Source organism: Limnobacter sp. (assembly GCF_046297615.1).
Classification (GTDB): domain Bacteria; phylum Pseudomonadota; class Gammaproteobacteria; order Burkholderiales; family Burkholderiaceae_B; genus Limnobacter.
This window is the reverse complement of sequence record NZ_JBKBHM010000002.1, coordinates 446657-465508: the sequence shown is the minus strand read 5'-3', so window position 1 is coordinate 465508 and position 18852 is coordinate 446657. Positions and strand designations below refer to the sequence as shown.

Below are 18852 nucleotides of genomic sequence, written 5' to 3'. Positions count from 1 at the left end.
CACCGCACATGAGCACGCAATACGATGTATTGGTGATCGGTGCGGGTCCTGGCGGCTACATTGCCGCCATCCGCGCTGGTCAGTTGGGCATGAAAGTGGCCTGTATCGAAGGCAATGCCTACGACGACCCCAAGGGCGAGCCTCGCCTGGGCGGTACCTGCCTGAACGTGGGCTGTATCCCCTCCAAAGCGTTGCTGGCCTCTTCTGAGGAATTCGAGAAAATCAGCCATCACGCGGCTGACCATGGCATCACCGTCAGTGGCGCCAAAATCGATGTGGCCAAAATGGTTCAACGCAAGGACGAGATCGTCACCAAGATGACCGGTGGCATCCAGTACCTGTTCAAGAAGAACAAGGTTGCCTTGATCAAGGGTTGGGCCAGTTTCTCAGGCAAGGTCGATGGTGGCTTTGAAGTGTCCGTCAAAGGGGCCAATGGCGAAGAAAAAGTGACTGCCAAGCAGGTCATCATCGCCACCGGTTCCAAGGCTCGTCACCTGCCCGGTATTCCTGTCGACAACGAAACCGTCTGCGACAACGAAGGCGCTTTGAAGTTTGGCGCTGTACCCAAGAAGCTGGGCGTGATTGGCGCTGGCGTGATTGGTCTGGAACTGGGTTCCGTGTGGCGTCGTCTGGGCGCAGAGGTCACCATTCTGGAAGCCATGCCCGCTTTTCTGGCTGCGGCCGATGAAGGTGTGGCCAAAGAAATGCACAAAATCTTCGTCAAGCAAGGGTTGAACATCAACCTCGGTGTGAAGATTGGCGATGTCAAAGCCAGCAAGAAGGGCGTGACTGTCGCGTACACCGATGCCGACGGCAAGGATCAATCCTTGGCCTGCGACAAACTGATCGTGTCCGTGGGCCGTGTGCCCAACACTGATGGCCTGAACCTGGAAGCGATTGGCCTGAAAACCAATGAGCGTGGACAGATCGACGTGGATGCCCACTGCCAGACTTTGGTCAGCGGCGTCTACGCCATCGGCGACGTAATCCGGGGTGCCATGCTGGCGCACAAAGCCGAGGAAGAGGGCGTGATGGTTGCGGAAATCATGGCTGGGCAAGCCGGCCACTGCAACTACGACACAGTGCCTAGGGTGATCTACACCAGCCCCGAAGTGGCTTGGGTCGGCAAGACCGAGCAGCAGTTGAAGGCTGAAGGCCGTGCTTACAAAGCGGGCCAGTTCCCCTTCCAGGCCAATGGCCGGGCATTGGGGCAGGGCGATGCGCAGGGCTTTGTGAAGGTGCTGGCTGATGCTGCCACCGATGAAGTGCTGGGCGTGCACATCATCAACAGCCATGCGTCTGACCTGATAGCTGAAGCGGTGATGGCCATGGAATTCAAGGCGGCGTCGGAAGACATCGGCCGGATCTGCCATGCTCACCCCAGCCTGTCTGAAGTGGTGAAAGAAGCTGCTTTGGCCTGCGACAAGCGTCAGCTCAATATGTAAGCTGGAGTGCGGGCACTAGATTCTCTGAATCGAAGTGCCCGTGCCCTCGGTTACACTGCGCTTTTTGCCGCACCCTGTGACCAGGTAAGCCACCCGGCGTGGTTTGCCTCACCGACCCAATACCGTGAACGTTCAGGACTATTACATCAAAGCGTTGGCTGACCGGGGCTATGAGCCTGATCAAGCCCAACAGCGCGCTGTGGACCGCATGCAGCTGTTCTACGATGAATTCGTGGAATACAAAAAGGCCCGGAGCAGTGTAATCAAGAAATTCCTGAACCGGCCTGCTGTGCCCAAAGGTTTGTACCTGTGGGGTGGTGTGGGCCGCGGCAAAAGCTTCCTGATGGATTGCTTTTACAACAGCGTGACTGTGCAGCGCAAAGCCCGTCTGCATTTCCATGAATTCATGCGCGGTGTTCACCTTGAACTGGATGAGCTCAAGGGCGTGCAAGACCCCTTGATTGAAGTGGCCGCGCGAATTGCCAAGCGTTATCGACTGATTTGCTTTGACGAATTTCACGTGTCAGACATTGCCGATGCGATGATTCTGTATCGATTGCTGGACGCACTGTTCGCCAACGGCGTGACCTTTCTGATGACCTCGAACTACAAGCCGGACGACCTGTATCCCAACGGTTTGAACCGTGACCGATTGCTGCCCGCCATCGAATTGCTCAACAGCCACCTGGACGTCATCAACGTCGACGTGGGGGTGGATTACCGCCGCCGGACTTTGGAGCAGGTGGACATCTACCTCACACCATTGACCGAACAGACTGATCAGCAGCTTAAAACCGCGTTCGAGCGGTTGGCCGAAGTGGCCGATGAAAACCCGGTGCTGGAAATTGAGGCGCGAAAAATTCGAGCCCTTCGCCGTGCAGGCTCGGTGATCTGGTTTGACTTTGCCACCTTGTGTGGCGGGCCTCGCTCTCAGAATGACTATCTGGAAATTGCGAGCCAATTCCAGACGGTGATACTCAGTGGCGTGCCGAAGATGGGTGCCGGCATGGCTTCAGAGGCCCGTCGGTTCACCTGGCTGATCGATGTGTTTTATGACCACAAGGTCAAACTGATCATGTCCGCCGCAGTGCAGCCTGAAGAGCTGTACACCGAGGGGGCGATGGCGCACGAGTTCTTCCGAACGGTAAGCCGGATTGTGGAAATGCAATCCAAGGAATATCTGGAAGCGCCGAAGCGAAACGCGGTGAGCCTCTGACACTCGCCCTCAGACGATGTGCGACGTGGGTTGAACCCGGCTGCCCCATGAAAGGGCAGCCGGGTCGGTGTGCCGAACTTACATGTTCGGGTAGTTCGGCCCGCCGCCACCTTCTGGCGTCACCCACACAATGTTCTGTGTCGGGTCTTTGATGTCGCATGTCTTGCAGTGCACGCAGTTCTGCGCGTTGATCTGCAACTGGTCAGCGCCGTCTTCTTTCTTCACATACTCATACACGCCGGCAGGGCAGTAACGTTGCTCAGGCCCTGCGTATTTGGCCAGGTTGATCCCAACAGGAACGCTGGGGTCTTTCAGGGTCAAGTGGGCGGGTTGCTGTTCTTCGTGGTTGGTGTTCGAAATGAACACGGAGCTTAAGCGGTCGAAGGTCAGCTTGCCGTCGGGTTTGGGGTACTCGATCGGGTCGAATTCTGCGGCGGGGCGCAGGCATTCATGGTCGGCGTGCTTGTGGTGCAAGGTCCAGGGCACATTGCCGCCAAACAGCTTTTGCTCAATGCCCACCATCAGCGTACCGGTGTACAGGCCTTTGCTCATCCATTGTTTGAAGTTGCGGGCCTTGTACAGTTCGTCGAACAGCCAAGAGTCGTGGAAGGCCTTGGGGTAGGCTTCCAACTCATCTTGGGCGCGGTCAGAGGCCAGCGCATCGGCAATTGCTTCCGCACACATCATGCCGCTCTTAATGGCGGCATGGCTGCCTTTGATGCGGGATGCATTCAGGAAGCCAGCGTCGCAACCCACCAGTGCACCACCGGGGAACACCAGTTTGGGCAGGCTCATCAACCCACCTGCAGCAATGGCGCGTGCGCCGTAGGCCACACGTTTGCCGCCTTCGAGGTAATGACGAATGGCGGGATGTGTTTTGTAGCGCTGGAATTCTTCAAACGGGGACAGGTATGGGTTTTCGTAGGCCAGGCCCACTACAAAACCGATGGCAACCTGATTGTTTTCCAGGTGGTACAGGAACGAGCCGCCGTAGGTGCTGGAGTCAAGCGGCCAGCCGCCGCTGTGAATCACCAAGCCCTGTTTGTGTTTGGCGGGGTCAATTTCCCAGAGTTCTTTCAGGCCGATGCCGTACACCTGTGGGTCGCGGCCCTCATTAAGGTTGAATTTTTCAATGACCCGTTTGCCCAAGTGGCCACGAACGCCTTCCGCAAACACGGTGTACTTCGCGTGCAATTCCATGCCGGGCTGGTAGGCGTGTGTGGGTTGGCCGTCTTTGCCGATACCCATGTCGCCGGTTTGAACGCCTTTCACGGCGCCATTCTCGTCGTACAGAATTTCAGCGCCCGCGAAGCCGGGGAACACTTCAACACCCAAGGCCTCCGCTTGCTCACCCAGCCAACGCACCACGTTGGCCAAGCTGATGACGTAGTTGCCATGGTTTTGGAAGCAGGCTGGCAACAGCGCGTTGGGCACCTTGCGGGCCGACTTTTCGGTCAGGAACAGGAACTGGTCTTCGGTCACTTCCGTGTTCAGTGGTGCGCCGCGTTCTTTCCAGTCGGGGAAGAGTTCGGTGATTGCGCGGGGGTCCATCACGGCGCCAGACAGGATGTGGGCACCCACTTCGGAGCCTTTTTCCAGCACACACACATTGATTTCCTGACCCTTCTCGGCCGCAATCTGTTTCAGGCGGATCGCTGTGGACAGGCCAGCAGGGCCACCTCCCACCACTACCACGTCATATTCCATCATGTCACGTTCAACTGCTGACATCTTGAAGGTCTCCTAATTGTGTCGTTTTGTGGTGTGCAGCAAGGCCTGCGTCAGAAAGCCCTGAGACACCCTTCCAGATTCGATTTCAAGCCGTAAGGATAGTGGAATCTGCCCGGGCCGGGTTGGTTTCTTTCTCTACTTGCGGGAAGAAAATTTGATGCATTGCAGCATGAGTTTTGTATAATCAAATGCAGTTACACTTTTTCCGAATTTCAACACACCTTTCAAGGAAAAGGACATGGGGATGAACAAGTTGGTGGGTAGCGCCACCGAGGCCCTCGCGGGGCGCATCAAGGACGGCATGACACTGGCCGTGGGTGGATTTGGACTGTGTGGCATTCCCGAAGCGCTGATTGACGCGGTGCGTGAATCGGGCGCGCGCGACCTGACCGTGATTTCCAACAACGCGGGCGTGGACGGCTTCGGCTTGGGTAAATTGCTGGAAACCCGCCAAGTCCGGAAAATGATTTCCTCTTATGTGGGTGAGAACAAGGAGTTCGAGCGCCAATACCTCAATGGTGAACTTGAGCTGGAATTCACGCCTCAAGGCACGTTGGCTGAAAAGTTGCGTGCGGGTGGGGCTGGTATTCCTGCGTTTTTCACCAAAACCGGCTTTGGTACGGTCATTGCCGAGGGCAAGGAAACCCGGGTGATTGACGGGCAACACTATGTGCTAGAACGTAGCCTGACTGCGGACATTTCGCTGGTGAAAGCGTGGAAAGCGGACACATCCGGCAACCTGATTTACCGACTGACAGCCCGTAACTTCAACCCGGAATGCGCCACTGCGTCGAAATTCACCATCGCTGAGGTGGAAGAGGTGGTGGAAGTCGGTGCGCTGGACCCGAATTTCATCCACACCCCCGGCATCTATGTCCAAAAGCTGGTGCACAACCCAAGCCCTGAGAAGCGGATTGAGAAGCGCACAGTGTCTGGCACCACCGCATAAGGAGAACAACAATGGGATGGAATCACGATGAAATGGCGGCCCGCGCGGCTGCGGAATTGCAAGACGGCTTCTATGTCAACTTGGGTATAGGACTGCCCACCCTGGTCAGCAATCACATCCCCGAGGGCATGGATGTGATGTTGCAAAGTGAAAACGGCCTGTTGGGCATTGGCCCGTTCCCCACCGAAGAGCAGGTGGATGCGGACCTCATCAATGCCGGCAAGCAGACCGTGACCACCATGGCGGGTTCCGCGTTCTTTTCCAGTTCTGAGTCTTTCGCGATGATCCGCGGCGGGCACATTAACCTGGCGATTCTGGGGGCCATGCAAGTCAGTGAGCACGGTGATTTGGCCAACTGGATGATTCCCGGCAAGCTGGTCAAGGGCATGGGCGGCGCCATGGACCTGGTGGCAGGGGTGTCCCGCGTGGTGGTGCTCATGGAACATGTGGCCCGCAAGAAAGACGGAACCACCGACCTGAAGCTGCTGAAGTCCTGCACCTTGCCGCTGACGGGCAAAGCGGTGGTTAACCGGATCATCACCGATTTGGCGGTCATGGATGTGACTCCACAGGGCTTGAAGGTGCTGGAATTGGCCCCTGGTGTCACTCCAGAAAGCCTGCAAGAAAAAACCGGTTGTGAACTGAAGTTTTAATTCCGACCCGGTCAAGTTCAAGGCGTGCTCGGTTATAATCACGCTTTCCAACTGCGCTTGAGTTGGCCCACAGGGCCGCTGGGCGTCGCTTTGAACCATGACCAAATACGTATTCGTCACCGGCGGTGTCGTGTCTTCCCTCGGGAAGGGCATCGCGGCTGCATCCCTGGCGGCTATCCTCGAAAGCCGCGGCCTTAAAGTCACCATGCTCAAGCTGGACCCGTACATCAACGTGGACCCCGGCACCATGAGCCCCTTCCAGCACGGCGAGGTGTTCGTCACTGAAGACGGTGCAGAAACCGACCTTGACCTGGGTCACTATGAGCGGTTCATTTCCGCCAAAATGAAAAAGGCCAACAACTTCACCACGGGCCAAATTTACGAATCCGTACTGCGCAAAGAACGCCGTGGCGAGTACCTGGGTAAAACCGTGCAGGTCATCCCGCACATCACCAATGAAATCCAGGCTTTTGTCGAGCGTGGTGCCAAGGCAGCCTGGAACGGTGAAACCGATGTAGCCATTGTTGAGATTGGTGGCACTGTAGGTGACATCGAGTCCCTGCCTTTCCTTGAGGCCGCCCGTCAGATGAGCCTGCGCTTGGGCCGCAACAGCGCCTGTTTTGTGCATTTGACTTTGGTGCCATTCATCCCCTCGGCCGGCGAACTGAAAACCAAGCCCACCCAGCACAGTGTGCAAAAGTTGCGTGAAATCGGGATTTACCCAGACGCACTGTTGTGCCGCGCTGACCGTCCAATTCCAGACGATGAGCGGGCCAAAATTTCCATGTTCTCTAACGTGCCACTCGAGGCCGTGATTTCAGTGTGGGATGCCGACACCATTTACAAAATTCCCGCGATGCTGGAAGCCCAAAAGCTGGACGACATCGTGGTGGACAAGCTGGGCTTTTCCTCGGCCCCCAAAGCGGACCTGTCCAAGTGGGCGTCCATCGTGCACGCGCAGGAAAACCCCACCAGCAGCATCACCATTGGCATGGTGGGCAAGTATGTCGATTTGACTGAGTCGTACAAGTCCCTGATTGAAGCCCTGAACCACGCCGGCTTGCACAGCCGCACGCGTGTGAACATCAACTACATTGATTCCGAAGAGCTGGAATCCAAAGGCACGGGCAGCCTGAACAACCTGGACGCCATTCTGGTGCCCGGCGGTTTTGGCAAGCGGGGTACTGAAGGCAAAATTGCAGCCATCCGTTTTGCACGCGAAAACAAGGTGCCTTACCTGGGCATCTGTTTGGGCATGCAACTGGCGGTGATCGAGTTTGCGCGCAACAAAGCCGGTTTGCCCAAAGCCAATTCAACCGAGTTCGACAGTCAGGCGGACACCCCTGTGGTGGCGCTGATCACCGAATGGATGGACAAAACCGGGCAGGTTGAAACGCGCAGTGAACAGTCTGACCTTGGCGGCACAATGCGCTTGGGCTCCCAGCGCTGCCCAATTCAGCCGGGCACCTTGGCCTCGTCCATCTATGGGTCCGAAGTCAATGAACGTCACCGCCACCGGTATGAAGTCAACAACAACTATGTGCCGCAGCTCGAGGCCGCAGGTATTCGCATCTCCGCCCGCACGCCCACTGAAAACCTGCCGGAAATCATGGAGTTGCCTGATCATCCCTGGTTCATCGGTGTGCAGTTCCACCCGGAATTCACCTCGACACCTCGCGATGGCCACCCATTGTTCCTGGCGTATGTGAAAGCGGCCCTCAGCCACAAACAAGCCAAGGGCGTGTAAAGTCGGTACCAACCCAGAACAGGCGCCGAGTGGTGCTGCGGAGGATCGTATGAAACTGTGCAATTTTGAAGTGGGTCTGGACCAGCCATTTTTTCTGATCGCTGGGCCCTGCGTGATCGAAAGTGAGCAGATGGCCATGGACACCGCGGGTCAGCTCAAAGAAATCTGTGCTGAACTGGGTGTGCCATTCATCTACAAAAGCTCTTACGACAAAGCCAACCGCAGTTCTGGCAAAAGTTTCCGTGGATTGGGCATGGACAAGGGTTTGTCCATCCTGCAGACCGTCAAAAAGACTCTGAATGTGCCTGTGCTCACCGATGTGCATGCCATTGAGGAAATCAAACCCGTGGCCGAAGTGGTGGATGTTCTGCAGACCCCCGCGTTCTTGTGCCGTCAAACTGATTTCATCGAGGCAGTGGCATCCGTGAAGCGCCCTGTGAACATTAAAAAAGGCCAGTTTTTGGCCCCCGGCGACATGGTCAACGTGGTGGGCAAAGCCCGTGCAGCCAGCATCGCCAGCGGCGACGATGGCAACAACATCATGGTGTGCGAGCGGGGCGTCAGCTTCGGTTACAACAATCTGGTTTCGGACATGCGCAGCCTTGCCATCATGCGCAATACGGGCTGCCCAGTGGTGTTCGACGCCACGCACAGTGTGCAATTGCCCGGTGGGCAGGGCACCGCCAGTGGTGGTCAGCGTGAGTTTGTTCCCGTGCTGGCTCGTGCGGCTGTGGCTGTGGGTGTGGCTGGCTTGTTCATGGAAACCCATCCGGACCCGGCCAAGGCCATGTCCGATGGCCCCAACGCTTGGCCATTGCCCCGCATGAAAGCCTTGTTGCAGACTCTGCAAGCCTTGGACCGGTTGGTGAAGTCTCAACCCTTGGCAGAACTAGACCTGATCAAACAGTAATTCAGAAATTCAAAAACCCCGAGAGGAAATTATGAGTGCAATCGTTGATGTCATTGGTCGCGAGGTGATTGATTCCCGCGGCAACCCTACCGTGGAATGTGATGTGCTGCTGGAAAGCGGTGCCATGGGCCGTGCTGCTGTGCCTTCCGGTGCGTCCACCGGAACACGTGAAGCGGTGGAGTTGCGTGATGGTGATAAATCTCGCTATCTGGGCAAAGGTGTCCTGAAAGCGGTTGAAAACATCAATACCGAAATTTCAGAAGCCATTCTTGGGCTGGACGCTCAGGAACAGGTGTTTCTGGACCAGAACCTGATTGACCTCGACGGCACAGAGAACAAGTCCCGCCTGGGTGCCAATGCCACACTGGCTGTGTCCATGGCTGTTGCGCGTGCAGCTGCTGAGGAAACTGGTCTGCCCCTGTACCGTTATTTCGGTGGCATGGGTGGCATGAGCCTGCCGGTTCCCATGATGAACGTGATCAACGGTGGTGCCCACGCCAACAACAACCTTGACCTGCAAGAGTTCATGATTCTGCCCGTCGGTGCGCCTTCATTCCGTGAAGCCATTCGCTACGGCGCCGAGGTGTTCCATGCACTGAAAAAAATCATTCATGACAAAGGCATGTCCACCGCAGTGGGTGACGAAGGTGGTTTTGCACCGTCCGTGGACAACCATGAAGCAGCCATTCAACTGATTCTTCAAGCGATTGAGCAGGCGGGTTTCGAACCCGGAACTCAAATCGCCCTGGGCCTGGATTGCGCCGCCTCTGAGTTCTACAAGGACGGCAAGTACCACCTGCATGGCGAGGGCATGACCCTGAGCAGCCAGGAGTTCACGCACATGCTGGAAGGCTGGTGCAACAAGTACCCCATTATTTCCATCGAAGACGCCATGGCGGAAAACGATTGGGAAGGTTGGTCCTACCTGTCTAAAACCTTGGGCCGAAAAGTGCAATTGGTGGGTGACGACCTGTTCGTGACCAACACCAAGATTCTGGCCGAAGGCATCGACAAGAAGATTGCCAACTCCATCCTGATCAAGATCAACCAGATCGGTACCCTGACCGAAACCTTTGCAGCCATTGAAATGGCCAAGCGTGCCCGCTACACCGCTGTGATTTCGCATCGTTCCGGTGAAACAGAAGACAGCACCATTGCAGACATCGCTGTGGGCACCAATGCCATGCAGATCAAAACAGGTTCCATGAGCCGTTCTGACCGCATCGCCAAGTACAACCAGTTGCTGCGCATTGAAGAAGACCTGGGCGATATTGCTTACTACCCTGGTCGTGCTGCGTTTTACAACCTGGACTGATTGACCGGTGAGGGCCCCGCAAATGCGGGGCCTTGCGCTTATGACCCCACGTCACGTCTCTCTGGTTTTACTGACACTCCTGCTTTTGCTTCAATACCCGCTGTGGTTCGGCAAAGGGGGGGTGCTGCGCGTGCATGAATTGCAGGACCAAGTGGATGAACAGCGCAAAGTCAACGATTCTCTGCGTCTGCGCAATCGTCAACTTGAAGGCGATGTTCGCAGTTTGAAAGAGGGCGTGGAAGCCATTGAAGAGCGCGCCCGTTACGACTTCGGGATGATCCGCGAGGGCGAGGTGTTCATTCAACTCATCGACCCACAGCCCGGCGTTACAACCTCCCAGCCCAAGATTCCGGGTAAGAAGTCGGCCGCACAGGCTGCCAGCAAACCGGTCGCTGATTGAAATTCACAGACGCTTGACGCGTCATGTCCGCCCGGTCAATGCAGCGTTTGGCCGGTGTGGTTTTGGTCGTCGTCGGAGGCGAACAGCCCATCACAGGCCGCTTTGTCAAAGGCATAGGCTGAGCCGCAAAAGTCACATTGCACCTCGATCACCGGCTTTTCAGCCAGTGCCTGTTCAATCTCCTCTGGCCCCAAAGACACCAACATTCGACGCACCTTGTCTGCTGAGCAAGTGCAGTGGAAGTGGGGCAGGCGGTCTGCCAGCATCTCGGCCTCTTCTTCCCAAAACAGGCGCTTGGCCAGCTCGTCCAACGGGGTGTTCAAATGTTCGTCGGCCTGAAGTGTTTGTGACAGCGCCAGCAGCCTGTCCCAGCCGTCGGCATCGTGAATGGCTTCGGTGGATTTGCCGCCACCGGTGGGCATTTGTTGAAGCATCAGGCCCACTGCATGTTGTGCATTAGCCTGAAGCACAAGCCGTGTTTCCAGTTGTTCCGAGCTGTGCATGTACGATTCAAGCGCCTGGGCCACACTGTTGCCCACCAAAGGGACAAGGCCTTGGTAGGGCGCCTGCCCAGGTTGCCGGTTGTGGGGGTCGAGAATGATGGCGCAAATGCCGCGCCCATCCAGGTTGACCAACTCCTGAAAACTCGCGCCTTCGTTGAGTGGCAAGTCGTCCCGCAGTTTGAAGGTGGCGCGCAACCCAAGGGTGCTGTTGCATTCAGCCACCATCAGCCGCACTGGCCCATCGCCTTGAATTTGAAGAATCAAGGAACCGTCGAACTTCAGCGACGCAGACAGCATGGCGCTGGCCGCCATCAATTGTCCCAGTAACTCAAGCACGCAAGCTGGTGCAGGGTGATTGGCTGCCGCCTTTTGCCAGCTTGTTTCCAGGCTCACCAATTGAGCCCGGGCACTGGCTTTGTCGAAAATCAGGGTGCGAAGTTGATCAGTCATGGTGCTGCGGGGTTGAAACGGCCCGTCAGTCCTCAAGCCGTTTCAGCTTGGTTTTGAACAGTTGAGCCTTGTATTCATAAAATGGCGCGTTCAGCATTTTGGCAACGTCCTCATCCGTGAGGGTACGCACAATTTTGCCCGGCGAGCCCACCACCAAAGAACGGTCAGGGATCTCTTTGCCTTCGGTGATCAATGCGCCGGCGCCGATGATACAGTGTTTTCCGATTTTTGCGCCATTGAGTACCACCGACCGAATGCCAATCAAACTGCCATCGCCTACGGTGCAGCCGTGCAGGCAGGCTTGATGCCCAACGGTAACCCCTTTGCCGATCACCATGGGAATGCCGATGTCGGTGTGCAGCACTGCACCTTCCTGAATGTTGGTGCCTGCCTGAATATGGATGAGTTCATTGTCGCCACGGATGGCGGCAAAGTCCCAGACCGAGGTGTTCTCATCCAGTTGAACCTTGCCGATGACGCTGGACAGCTCGGCCACATAGGCTGTGGGGTGAATGGTGGGTGCATCGCCGTCGATCTCATACGTTGCCACGGTGTGGGTCTCCTTTCCTGTGTTGTTGCTTTTCATGGCCCGCCGGGGTGGGGATGCCTTAAAATAGCATGGACTCACTTACCCCACGCTGTCACTATGCACGCTGTACCCGCCGCCAAACCCGCTGAGTTGCGTTGCCAGGCGGCCATTGCCCTCGCCACAGAAGAACTGAGCACCAAGCTGGCCTTGGTGGCAGAACTTTCGACTGAGGCGCCAGTTGACCCAACTGCCCAATTGGATGCCTGCATGGGGCGCCCGGCCAAGCCAGCCCTGGTGCATCCCCGGCGCGTGCCTGCCCGACATGTGGGTGATTCGGTGGGACGCGGCATGTTGATCCATGCCCTGGCCCACATTGAATTCAATGCAATCAACCTTGCGCTTGATGCTGCTGTTCGTTTTGCTGACATGCCCGAGCAGTTTTATCGCGATTGGGTGTCGGTGGCGAAGGATGAAGCCCTGCATCATGGCCTATTGAGCCAGCACATGGCCACACTGGGGGTTGCCTACGGCGATTACCCAGCCCATGATGGCTTGTGGCAAATGGCCGAGAAAACCCGACATAGCCTGATTGCCCGCATGGCATTGGTGCCTCGGCTTCTGGAAGCCCGCGGGCTGGATGTGTCCCCGGGGATTCGCGACAAACTGCTGGCGGTGGGCGACCATGCCGGGGCGCAGGTGCTTCAGCGAATACTCGACGATGAAATTGGCCATGTCGCCATCGGGAACCGCTGGTTCGGCTGGTTGTGTCAGCAGCAAGGCTGTGACCCACTGAGCATGTTTGAACAAGCGTTGCGGGAATACCAAGCGCCATTCCCACGCTCACCCTTCAATTACCCTGCGCGGGCAGAGGCCGGGTTCACTGAGGATGAAATGGCTTGGTTGCGGCAAATTGAAGTGGAGCAGACCTCATGAACCCGGTTCTGGACTGGGGTGACCCTCACCGCATCAATGCGGACCTGCACTGCCATTCGGTTCAATCGGATGGTGTGCTCAACCCCGAGGAATTGGCCCAAAGGGCGGCGGAGCAGGGCGTGCAGATTTGGTCGCTGACCGACCATGACGAAGTCTCTGGTGTGGCCCGCGCACGCGCTGCAGCCAAAGCCCATGGGCTGGCCTTTGTTGCGGGGGTGGAAATTTCAGTGACGTGTATGGCCCAGACGGTGCATATCGTGGGTTTGAATGTGGATGAAACCCACCCAGCCCTGTTGAATGGCCTTGAGTCGGTGCGTGAAGGCCGAAATGCCCGTGCGCAGGACATGGGGCATCAACTGGCCAAAGCGGGCATACACGGGGCTTACGAAGGCGCATTGAAGTATGTTGGCAACCCCGCTTTGGTCAGTCGAACCCACTTTGCCCGTTATTTGGTGGACCAAGGGGTGTGCAGCGATGTGCGTGAGGTGTTTACCCGTTTTCTGACGCCGGGCAAGCCTGGCTATGTGCCACACGACTGGGCCAGTCTGCCCGAAGCGGTGGGCTGGATCAGGGCCGCAGGGGGGCAGGCTGTGATTGCCCACCCGGGCCGCTATAGCTTGAGCCCTTTACAGTTGGATGCACTCATCGACTGGTTTAAGGCCTTGGGCGGAGAGGGCATTGAGGTGGTGACGGGCAGCCACACCGTGGATGAATACAAGTCATTCGCGCGCAAAGCATTGCGTTGTGGATTAAAGGCCTCGCGCGGCTCCGATTTTCATGGCCCCAATGAATCGCACGTGAATCTGGGCCAATTGCCTGACTTGCCCGACGGTTGTGTGCCGATCTGGGATAATTGGTCCCATCGTTTCCAGTGATCTCAATGATCCACACAGGTTGTTGCTTTGACCCAACTCTTCACCGTTCACCCCCAAAATCCGCAGGCGCGTGTGTGCAAACAGGCTGCCGACCTCATCAATCAAGGCGCATTGGCTGCCATTCCAACCGACAGCTGCTACGCCTTGGTGTGTCATCTTGATGACAAGCAGGCGGTTGAAAAGCTTCGTCGCCTCAAGGGAATTTCAGAGAAGCAGCACTTGGCCTTGCTGTGTAAAGACCTCAGCGACCTCGGCAGTTACGCCAAGGTCAACAATGTGCAATACCGACTGCTCAAATCCGTGTTCCCTGGCCCCTACACCTTCATTCTGGAAGCCACCAAGGAAGTGCCCAAGCGGGTGTCCCATCCGTCCAAAAAGTCCATAGGCCTGCGCGTACCTGACCACCCCGTGGTTCAAGCCCTTCTGGAACATACGCAAGGCGCGCTGATTGCCACCACAGCACAACTGCCGGGCATGGACGAGCCTTGCCGAAGTGGGTGGGAAGTGCAGGAAGCCATGGGCCACGGGCTGGACCTGATTGTGGACGATGGCGAATACTGCGGCGCATTGCCCACCACCGTGATTGACTGGACCACCGAACAGCCCGTGGTGGTGCGGGTTGGGGCGGGTGCCCTGACAGGCCCGCTGGAACCCCTCGACATCGACGAACAAGAGGCCCTCTGATTTTGGACTCCTCCATCATTCAAACCATTGCCGTGTATGCCTTGCCGGTGCTGTTTGCAATCACCCTTCATGAGGCTGCGCACGGCTATGTGGCCCGCATGTGCGGTGACTCTACAGCCCACTGGGCAGGCCGTATCACGCTGAACCCCCTCAAACACATTGACCCTGTCGGCACGATTGTTGTGCCGCTGATGATCCTCTTCAGTTCCCATTTGGTGGGGGCGGGGGGCTTCCTGTTTGGTTGGGCCAAGCCTGTGCCCGTGAACTTCGGCAACTTGAATAACCCCAAGCGGGACATTCGTTATGTTGCATTCGCTGGCCCGGGGGCCAATCTCATCATGGCGCTGATGTGGGCGCTCATGTTCAAAGTACTGCTGCTGCAGGGGTGGACCGAGCCGTTCTGGGTTCAGATGGCCAAGGCGGGCATCATGACCAACCTGGTTCTCGCGGCCCTGAACCTTCTGCCCATCCTGCCCCTGGATGGCGGTCGTATTCTGTTCAGCTTTCTGCCTTCATCCATCGCCTACAAGTACAGTCAGACTGAGCGGTATGGCATGATCATCCTGATTGTGTTGTTGGTGATGAATGTGTTGCCGATGTTGACCAAGCCGCTGGTTGAAGTGGGTTTGAATGTCATCGTCACCCTGTTTAATTTCTAAAGTCCATCCATGTCCTCTGAACGCGTATTGTCGGGCATGCGCCCCACTGGGTTGCTGCACCTGGGCCACTATCACGGTGTGTTGAAAAACTGGGTCAAGCTCCAGCACGAGTCGCCCTGTTTCTTTTTTGTGGCCGATTGGCACGCATTGACCACCCATTATGAAACCCCTGAGGTGATTGAAAACAACGTCTGGGACATGGTGATTGACTGGTTGGCCGCCGGTGTTGACCCTGACAAAGCCACGCTTTTCATTCAAAGCCGGGTGCCTGAGCATGCGGAGCTTCACCTGCTGCTGTCCATGAATACCCCGCTGGGCTGGCTGGAGCGTGTGCCCACCTACAAAGACCAGCAGGACAAACTGGCTGACCGTGACTTGGCCACCTACGGCTTCCTGGGCTATCCATTGCTGCAATCGGCCGACATTCTGATTTACCGTGCAACCCAAGTGCCTGTGGGTGAAGACCAAGTGCCTCACATTGAGTTGACGCGTGAGGTGGCTCGCCGTTTTAACCACATGTATGGGCGCGAACGCGATTTCGAGGCCAAAGCCCTGGAGGCCGCCAAGAAGATGGGCAATAAAGTGATGAAGCAGTTGCTGGCCTTGCGCACCCAGTTTCAGGAAAAAGGGGATCGGGCTGCGCTGGATGAAGCGCTGGCCTTGGTGGCTTCTGCACAAAGCTTGGGCAAGGCAGACCGTGAGCGGCTCAGTGGCTATGTGGATGGTGGCGGCAAAACCATTTTGGTGGAGCCCCAGGCCAAGCTGACAGAAGCCTCGAAGATGCCGGGGCTGGATGGGCAGAAAATGTCCAAAAGTTATCAAAACACCCTGTCACTGCGGGAGACGCCTGACAACATTGCCCTGAAGGTGCGCAAAATGCCTACCGACCCCCAGCGGGTGCGGCGCAACGACCCGGGCGACCCTGACAAATGCCCGGTGTGGCAGTTGCATGAAGTGTATTCCGACGACAGCACCAAGCAGTGGGTGCAACAAGGTTGCCGCTCAGCAGGTATTGGTTGCCTGGAATGCAAAGAGCCGGTCATCCAATCCATCACCCGTGAACTAGAGCCCATGCGTGAGCGTGCTCAAGCCTATGCAGCCGACCCGGAACTGGTTCGAAAAGTGATGGCGCAGGGCTGCGAAAGAGCCCGAGCTGTGGCCCAGGAAACCATGACGGATGTGCGCCAAGCCATGGGGCTGAATTACCGATGAATGTGATTGCGGCCTCCCCGTGGGTGGTCGCCGCACTGGATGCAGTGTGGGGCCAAACGCCAGTCCCCCATGGGTTGCGGGCGCTGGATTTGGCGTGCGGGCAGGGGCGTCACAGCCAATTGTTGGCCCGTCGCGGTTTTGCGGTGTTGGCGGTGGACCGGTTGGTGCCTGAACTCGATCATTGGTCAGACCGGGTTGCCTTCAAAGCCCTTGACCTGGAAACCGATCACTGGCCTTTGGACGGGGAGCACTTCGATTGTGTCGTGGTCACCAACTACCTCTACCGGCCTCATTTTGAGGCTTTGAAAGCCACAGTGAAACCGGGTGGGTGCCTGATCATCGAAACCTTCATGGCGGGTAACGCCCAATTTGGCTCCCCCAAGAACCCGGACTTTTTATTGAACCCCGGTGAATTGCTGGAACGCTTGCAAGGCTGGCAGATTGTTCGTTTCGAACAGGGCTTGCGCCAACACAGCACTCCGGCCATGATTCAGCGGGTTGTCGCGATTGCAGGCCCTTGGACTGGGATACAATCAATTCCAAAGACCTCACTCTGAAAGGGAATCATGATTACAGGCAGCATTGTTGCGATCGTATCGCCGATGTTTGAAGACGGCTCGCTGGACTATGACAGCTACCGCAAGCTCATCGACTGGCATATTCAGGAAGGCACCGACAGCATTGTGGCTGTGGGCACCACGGGCGAGTCCCCCACAGTCGATGTGGAGGAACACGGTGAATTGATTCGTGTTGCTGTTGAGCAGGCTGCTGGCCGAGTGCCCATCATCGCCGGCACGGGTGGCAACTCCACCGCCGAGGCCATCGAGTTGACCGAGTATGCCCGCAAGGTCGGTGTGGATGCCTCCCTGCAAGTGGTTCCTTATTACAACAAGCCGACTCAGGAAGGCATGTACCAACACTTCCGCAAAGTGGCCGAATCGGTCGATTTGCCTGTGGTGCTGTACAACGTTCCCGGGCGTACTGTTGCCGACATGGCCCACGAAACGGTGGTTCGCCTCAGCCAAGTGGATGGGGTGGTGGGAATCAAAGAAGCCACAGGCAATCTGGAGCGCGCCGCTTGGTTGATTCGCGACTGCAGCCCCGAGTTCGCGGTCTACAGCGGGGATGACCCCACTGCCGTCAACCTGATGCTGATGGGCGGTAAAGGCAACATCTCAGTGACCGCCAACGTAGCGCCTCGCTTAATGCATAACCTGTGTGCCGCGGCCATGGCCGGTGATGTGAAAAAAGCCCATGCATTGAACCTCAGCCTGCTGGACTTGCACAAGGCCATGTTCTGCCAGGCCAACCCGATTCCGGTCAAGTACGCGCTCAGCCGCATGGGGCGTATGGCCCCCGGTGTGCGTCTGCCCCTGACCCGTTTGGAAACCTCTTACCAAGGCGCCGTGGATGCCGCACTGCGTGCGCACGGCCTGATTGACTGAAGGCATAGTCTGACCATGAAACACCTGTTGAATTCTTCGTTCAAACTGCTGCTGGTTGCTGCTGCCGTATCCACCGTGGTGGGTTGCGGCACCTATCAGGAATTGGTGGACGGTCAAAAGACCGCCTACAAAAGCGCCAAGAAACGCGAAAGTGGTTTGGACATTCCTCCAGACCTGACCTCCCAGTCGCCTGACGAGCAGTTTCTCATTCCCGGTGAAAACCCCGGGGCGGTCACTGCCAGCACCTACAACAACCGCGGTGCGGGCCAAGGTGTGCTCAGCGGCGTGCGCGTGAAGTCCGAGCCGGTCTTGGTTTCCACTCAGGACATCAAGATCAAGCAGACTGGCAAGATCCGCTCGCTTGAAGTGAAGATGCCACCCGACCAACTGTGGCCCAAGTTGCGTGAATTCTGGAAGGATGTGGGCTTTGAGCTCAGCACCGATGATCCCCGCATTGGTTTGATGGAAACCAATTGGTTGGAGAACCGCGCAAACATTCCAGTTGATGGTGTTCGAAAAGTCATTGGTTCAGTGTTTGACGGCATTTTCTCCAGCAACCAGCGTGACCGTTACCGCACCCGTGTGGAGCCTTTGGACAATGGCTCGGTTGAAGTCTTCATCACCCACCGTGGTATGGAAGAAAACTACATCGACCAAAAGCAAGACCAATCCGTACTTCAGTGGATGAACCGTCCCAACGACCCTGAGCTTGAGGCCGAAATGCTGAACAAGCTGATGGTCAAGCTGACTGGGGATGCTGATGCGGCGAAACAGGCCGGCCGTACCTTGGCCCAAGATTTGATCTCCGTGCGTAAAGACAAAGCCGGCACGGCACTGGTGGTGGCTGAAGAGTTTCCTGTGGCATGGCGCCGCGTTGGTCTGGGTTTGGACCGTGCTGGTTTTGTTGTTGAAGACCGTGACCGTGCCAACGGCGTGTACTACGTGAAGTACGCCCCTGATTCCGCCAGTAAGGAGAAATCCTCAGGCGGTGGTTTCCTCTCCCGTATTTTCGGGGGCGGTGCGGCCAACGATGACAAATCGTTGAAAGAAAACCAGCGCTTCCAGGTGATTGTGGCCAGTGAAGGTCGTCAGGCAACAACCGTTAAATTCACGTCTGAACGCGGGTCTGCTGTGGACTCCAAAGTGTCTGACGAGGCCGCCAACAAGCTGGCCGCCAAGCTGCGGCAGTGATGAAT

Annotated in this window: 19 protein-coding genes; 16 read left to right on the top strand and 3 right to left on the bottom strand. The window is 57.0% G+C overall.

Features of this window, described 5'->3' with window-relative positions:
• The first annotated feature begins 8 nt into the window (after positions 1-8).
• Positions 9-1445: a dihydrolipoyl dehydrogenase gene (gene lpdA / locus ACK4FF_RS06230; protein ID WP_409706023.1), complete on the top strand. Its 1437-nt coding sequence runs from the start codon at positions 9-11 to the stop codon at positions 1443-1445.
• A gap of 124 nt (positions 1446-1569) precedes the next feature.
• Positions 1570-2661, top strand: a complete 1092-nt coding sequence (gene zapE / locus ACK4FF_RS06225) for a cell division protein ZapE (RefSeq protein WP_409706020.1) — start codon at positions 1570-1572, stop codon at positions 2659-2661.
• Between the two features lie 78 nt (positions 2662-2739).
• Here the strand turns inward: zapE and ACK4FF_RS06220 are convergent, their stop codons facing one another.
• Positions 2740-4392: an electron transfer flavoprotein-ubiquinone oxidoreductase gene (locus ACK4FF_RS06220; RefSeq protein WP_409706018.1), complete on the bottom strand. Its 1653-nt coding sequence runs from the start codon at positions 4390-4392 to the stop codon at positions 2740-2742.
• 244 nt (positions 4393-4636) lie between these two features.
• Between ACK4FF_RS06220 and ACK4FF_RS06215 the strand changes: the two genes are divergently transcribed.
• From ACK4FF_RS06215 to ftsB, 6 genes are all read left to right on the top strand, one after another.
• Positions 4637-5341: a CoA transferase subunit A gene (locus tag ACK4FF_RS06215; RefSeq protein ID WP_409706606.1), complete on the top strand. Its 705-nt coding sequence runs from the start codon at positions 4637-4639 to the stop codon at positions 5339-5341.
• Positions 5342-5352: 11 nt separating this feature from the next.
• Positions 5353-5994, top strand: coding sequence for a 3-oxoacid CoA-transferase subunit B (locus ACK4FF_RS06210; RefSeq protein WP_409706015.1), 642 nt, complete (start codon positions 5353-5355; stop codon positions 5992-5994).
• Positions 5995-6091: 97 nt separating this feature from the next.
• Entirely contained in the window at positions 6092-7741 is a 1650-nt protein-coding gene (locus ACK4FF_RS06205) for a CTP synthase (RefSeq protein WP_409706012.1), read from the top strand.
• 49 nt (positions 7742-7790) lie between these two features.
• Complete coding sequence (gene kdsA, locus ACK4FF_RS06200; RefSeq protein ID WP_409706009.1) at positions 7791-8651, top strand: 3-deoxy-8-phosphooctulonate synthase; 861 nt, start codon at positions 7791-7793, stop codon at positions 8649-8651.
• Positions 8652-8682: 31 nt separating this feature from the next.
• Positions 8683-9966 (top strand): phosphopyruvate hydratase, encoded by a 1284-nt coding sequence (eno, locus tag ACK4FF_RS06195; protein ID WP_409706006.1) that lies wholly within the window; start codon positions 8683-8685, stop codon positions 9964-9966.
• A gap of 40 nt (positions 9967-10006) precedes the next feature.
• Complete coding sequence (gene ftsB / locus ACK4FF_RS06190) at positions 10007-10366, top strand: cell division protein FtsB (protein ID WP_409706003.1); 360 nt, start codon at positions 10007-10009, stop codon at positions 10364-10366.
• Between the two features lie 35 nt (positions 10367-10401).
• On the opposite strand, the gene ACK4FF_RS06185 is transcribed toward ftsB, so the two are convergent.
• A complete protein-coding gene (locus ACK4FF_RS06185; RefSeq protein ID WP_409706000.1) occupies positions 10402-11319 on the bottom strand; it encodes an Hsp33 family molecular chaperone HslO in 918 nt (305 codons plus the stop codon).
• A gap of 25 nt (positions 11320-11344) precedes the next feature.
• Positions 11345-11869, bottom strand: coding sequence for a gamma carbonic anhydrase family protein (locus ACK4FF_RS06180; RefSeq protein ID WP_409705997.1), 525 nt, complete (start codon positions 11867-11869; stop codon positions 11345-11347).
• Between the two features lie 96 nt (positions 11870-11965).
• On the opposite strand from ACK4FF_RS06180, the gene ACK4FF_RS06175 reads away from it, so the two are divergent.
• Genes ACK4FF_RS06175 through bamC form a run of 8 tightly spaced genes read left to right on the top strand, consistent with a single transcriptional unit; the run spans position 11966 to position 18847 of the window.
• On the top strand, positions 11966-12781 hold the full coding sequence (locus ACK4FF_RS06175; protein WP_409705994.1) for a ferritin-like domain-containing protein: 816 nt from the start codon (positions 11966-11968) through the stop codon (positions 12779-12781).
• The gene (locus tag ACK4FF_RS06170) at positions 12778-13656 is read left to right on the top strand and encodes a 3',5'-nucleoside bisphosphate phosphatase (RefSeq protein ID WP_409705991.1); all 879 of its coding nucleotides are present in this window, start codon (positions 12778-12780) and stop codon (positions 13654-13656) included. Before ACK4FF_RS06175 ends, ACK4FF_RS06170 begins: the two co-directional genes overlap by 4 nt.
• A 27-nt stretch (positions 13657-13683) precedes the next feature.
• Positions 13684-14340 carry an L-threonylcarbamoyladenylate synthase gene (locus ACK4FF_RS06165; protein WP_409705988.1) on the top strand — a complete coding sequence of 219 codons (657 nt, stop codon included), beginning with the start codon at positions 13684-13686 and terminating at the stop codon, positions 14338-14340.
• Positions 14341-14342: 2 nt separating this feature from the next.
• Positions 14343-14999, top strand: coding sequence for a site-2 protease family protein (locus ACK4FF_RS06160; RefSeq protein WP_409705985.1), 657 nt, complete (start codon positions 14343-14345; stop codon positions 14997-14999).
• 9 nt (positions 15000-15008) lie between these two features.
• On the top strand, positions 15009-16211 hold the full coding sequence (locus ACK4FF_RS06155) for a tryptophan--tRNA ligase (RefSeq protein ID WP_409705982.1): 1203 nt from the start codon (positions 15009-15011) through the stop codon (positions 16209-16211).
• Positions 16208-16768 (top strand): class I SAM-dependent methyltransferase, encoded by a 561-nt coding sequence (locus ACK4FF_RS06150; protein ID WP_409705979.1) that lies wholly within the window; start codon positions 16208-16210, stop codon positions 16766-16768. The genes ACK4FF_RS06155 and ACK4FF_RS06150 overlap by 4 nt, the downstream gene beginning before the upstream one ends.
• Before the next feature lie 9 nt (positions 16769-16777).
• Positions 16778-17656, top strand: a complete 879-nt coding sequence (dapA, locus tag ACK4FF_RS06145) for a 4-hydroxy-tetrahydrodipicolinate synthase (protein ID WP_409705976.1) — start codon at positions 16778-16780, stop codon at positions 17654-17656.
• A 15-nt stretch (positions 17657-17671) separates the two neighbouring features.
• Positions 17672-18847 (top strand): outer membrane protein assembly factor BamC, encoded by a 1176-nt coding sequence (gene bamC, locus ACK4FF_RS06140; protein WP_409705973.1) that lies wholly within the window; start codon positions 17672-17674, stop codon positions 18845-18847.
• Positions 18848-18852 lie beyond the last annotated feature (5 nt).

Bases quoted from the DNA above. Each gene is read 5' to 3' on its own strand.
- ACK4FF_RS06170 (WP_409705991.1), top strand. From the start codon at position 12,778: ATGAACCCGGTTCTGGACTGGGGTGACCCTCACCGCATCAATGCGGAC.
- ACK4FF_RS06185 (WP_409706000.1), bottom strand. From the start codon at position 11,319: ATGACTGATCAACTTCGCACCCTGATTTTCGACAAAGCCAGTGCCCGG.
- bamC (WP_409705973.1), top strand. From the start codon at position 17,672: ATGAAACACCTGTTGAATTCTTCGTTCAAACTGCTGCTGGTTGCTGCT.
- ACK4FF_RS06155 (WP_409705982.1), top strand. From the start codon at position 15,009: ATGTCCTCTGAACGCGTATTGTCGGGCATGCGCCCCACTGGGTTGCTG.
- lpdA (WP_409706023.1), top strand. From the start codon at position 9: ATGAGCACGCAATACGATGTATTGGTGATCGGTGCGGGTCCTGGCGGC.
- ACK4FF_RS06175 (WP_409705994.1), top strand. From the start codon at position 11,966: ATGCACGCTGTACCCGCCGCCAAACCCGCTGAGTTGCGTTGCCAGGCG.
- dapA (WP_409705976.1), top strand. From the start codon at position 16,778: ATGATTACAGGCAGCATTGTTGCGATCGTATCGCCGATGTTTGAAGAC.
- ACK4FF_RS06210 (WP_409706015.1), top strand. From the start codon at position 5,353: ATGGGATGGAATCACGATGAAATGGCGGCCCGCGCGGCTGCGGAATTG.
- ftsB (WP_409706003.1), top strand. From the start codon at position 10,007: ATGACCCCACGTCACGTCTCTCTGGTTTTACTGACACTCCTGCTTTTG.
- ACK4FF_RS06205 (WP_409706012.1), top strand. From the start codon at position 6,092: ATGACCAAATACGTATTCGTCACCGGCGGTGTCGTGTCTTCCCTCGGG.
- ACK4FF_RS06150 (WP_409705979.1), top strand. From the start codon at position 16,208: ATGAATGTGATTGCGGCCTCCCCGTGGGTGGTCGCCGCACTGGATGCA.
- ACK4FF_RS06220 (WP_409706018.1), bottom strand. From the start codon at position 4,392: ATGTCAGCAGTTGAACGTGACATGATGGAATATGACGTGGTAGTGGTG.
- ACK4FF_RS06215 (WP_409706606.1), top strand. From the start codon at position 4,637: ATGAACAAGTTGGTGGGTAGCGCCACCGAGGCCCTCGCGGGGCGCATC.
- kdsA (WP_409706009.1), top strand. From the start codon at position 7,791: ATGAAACTGTGCAATTTTGAAGTGGGTCTGGACCAGCCATTTTTTCTG.
- eno (WP_409706006.1), top strand. From the start codon at position 8,683: ATGAGTGCAATCGTTGATGTCATTGGTCGCGAGGTGATTGATTCCCGC.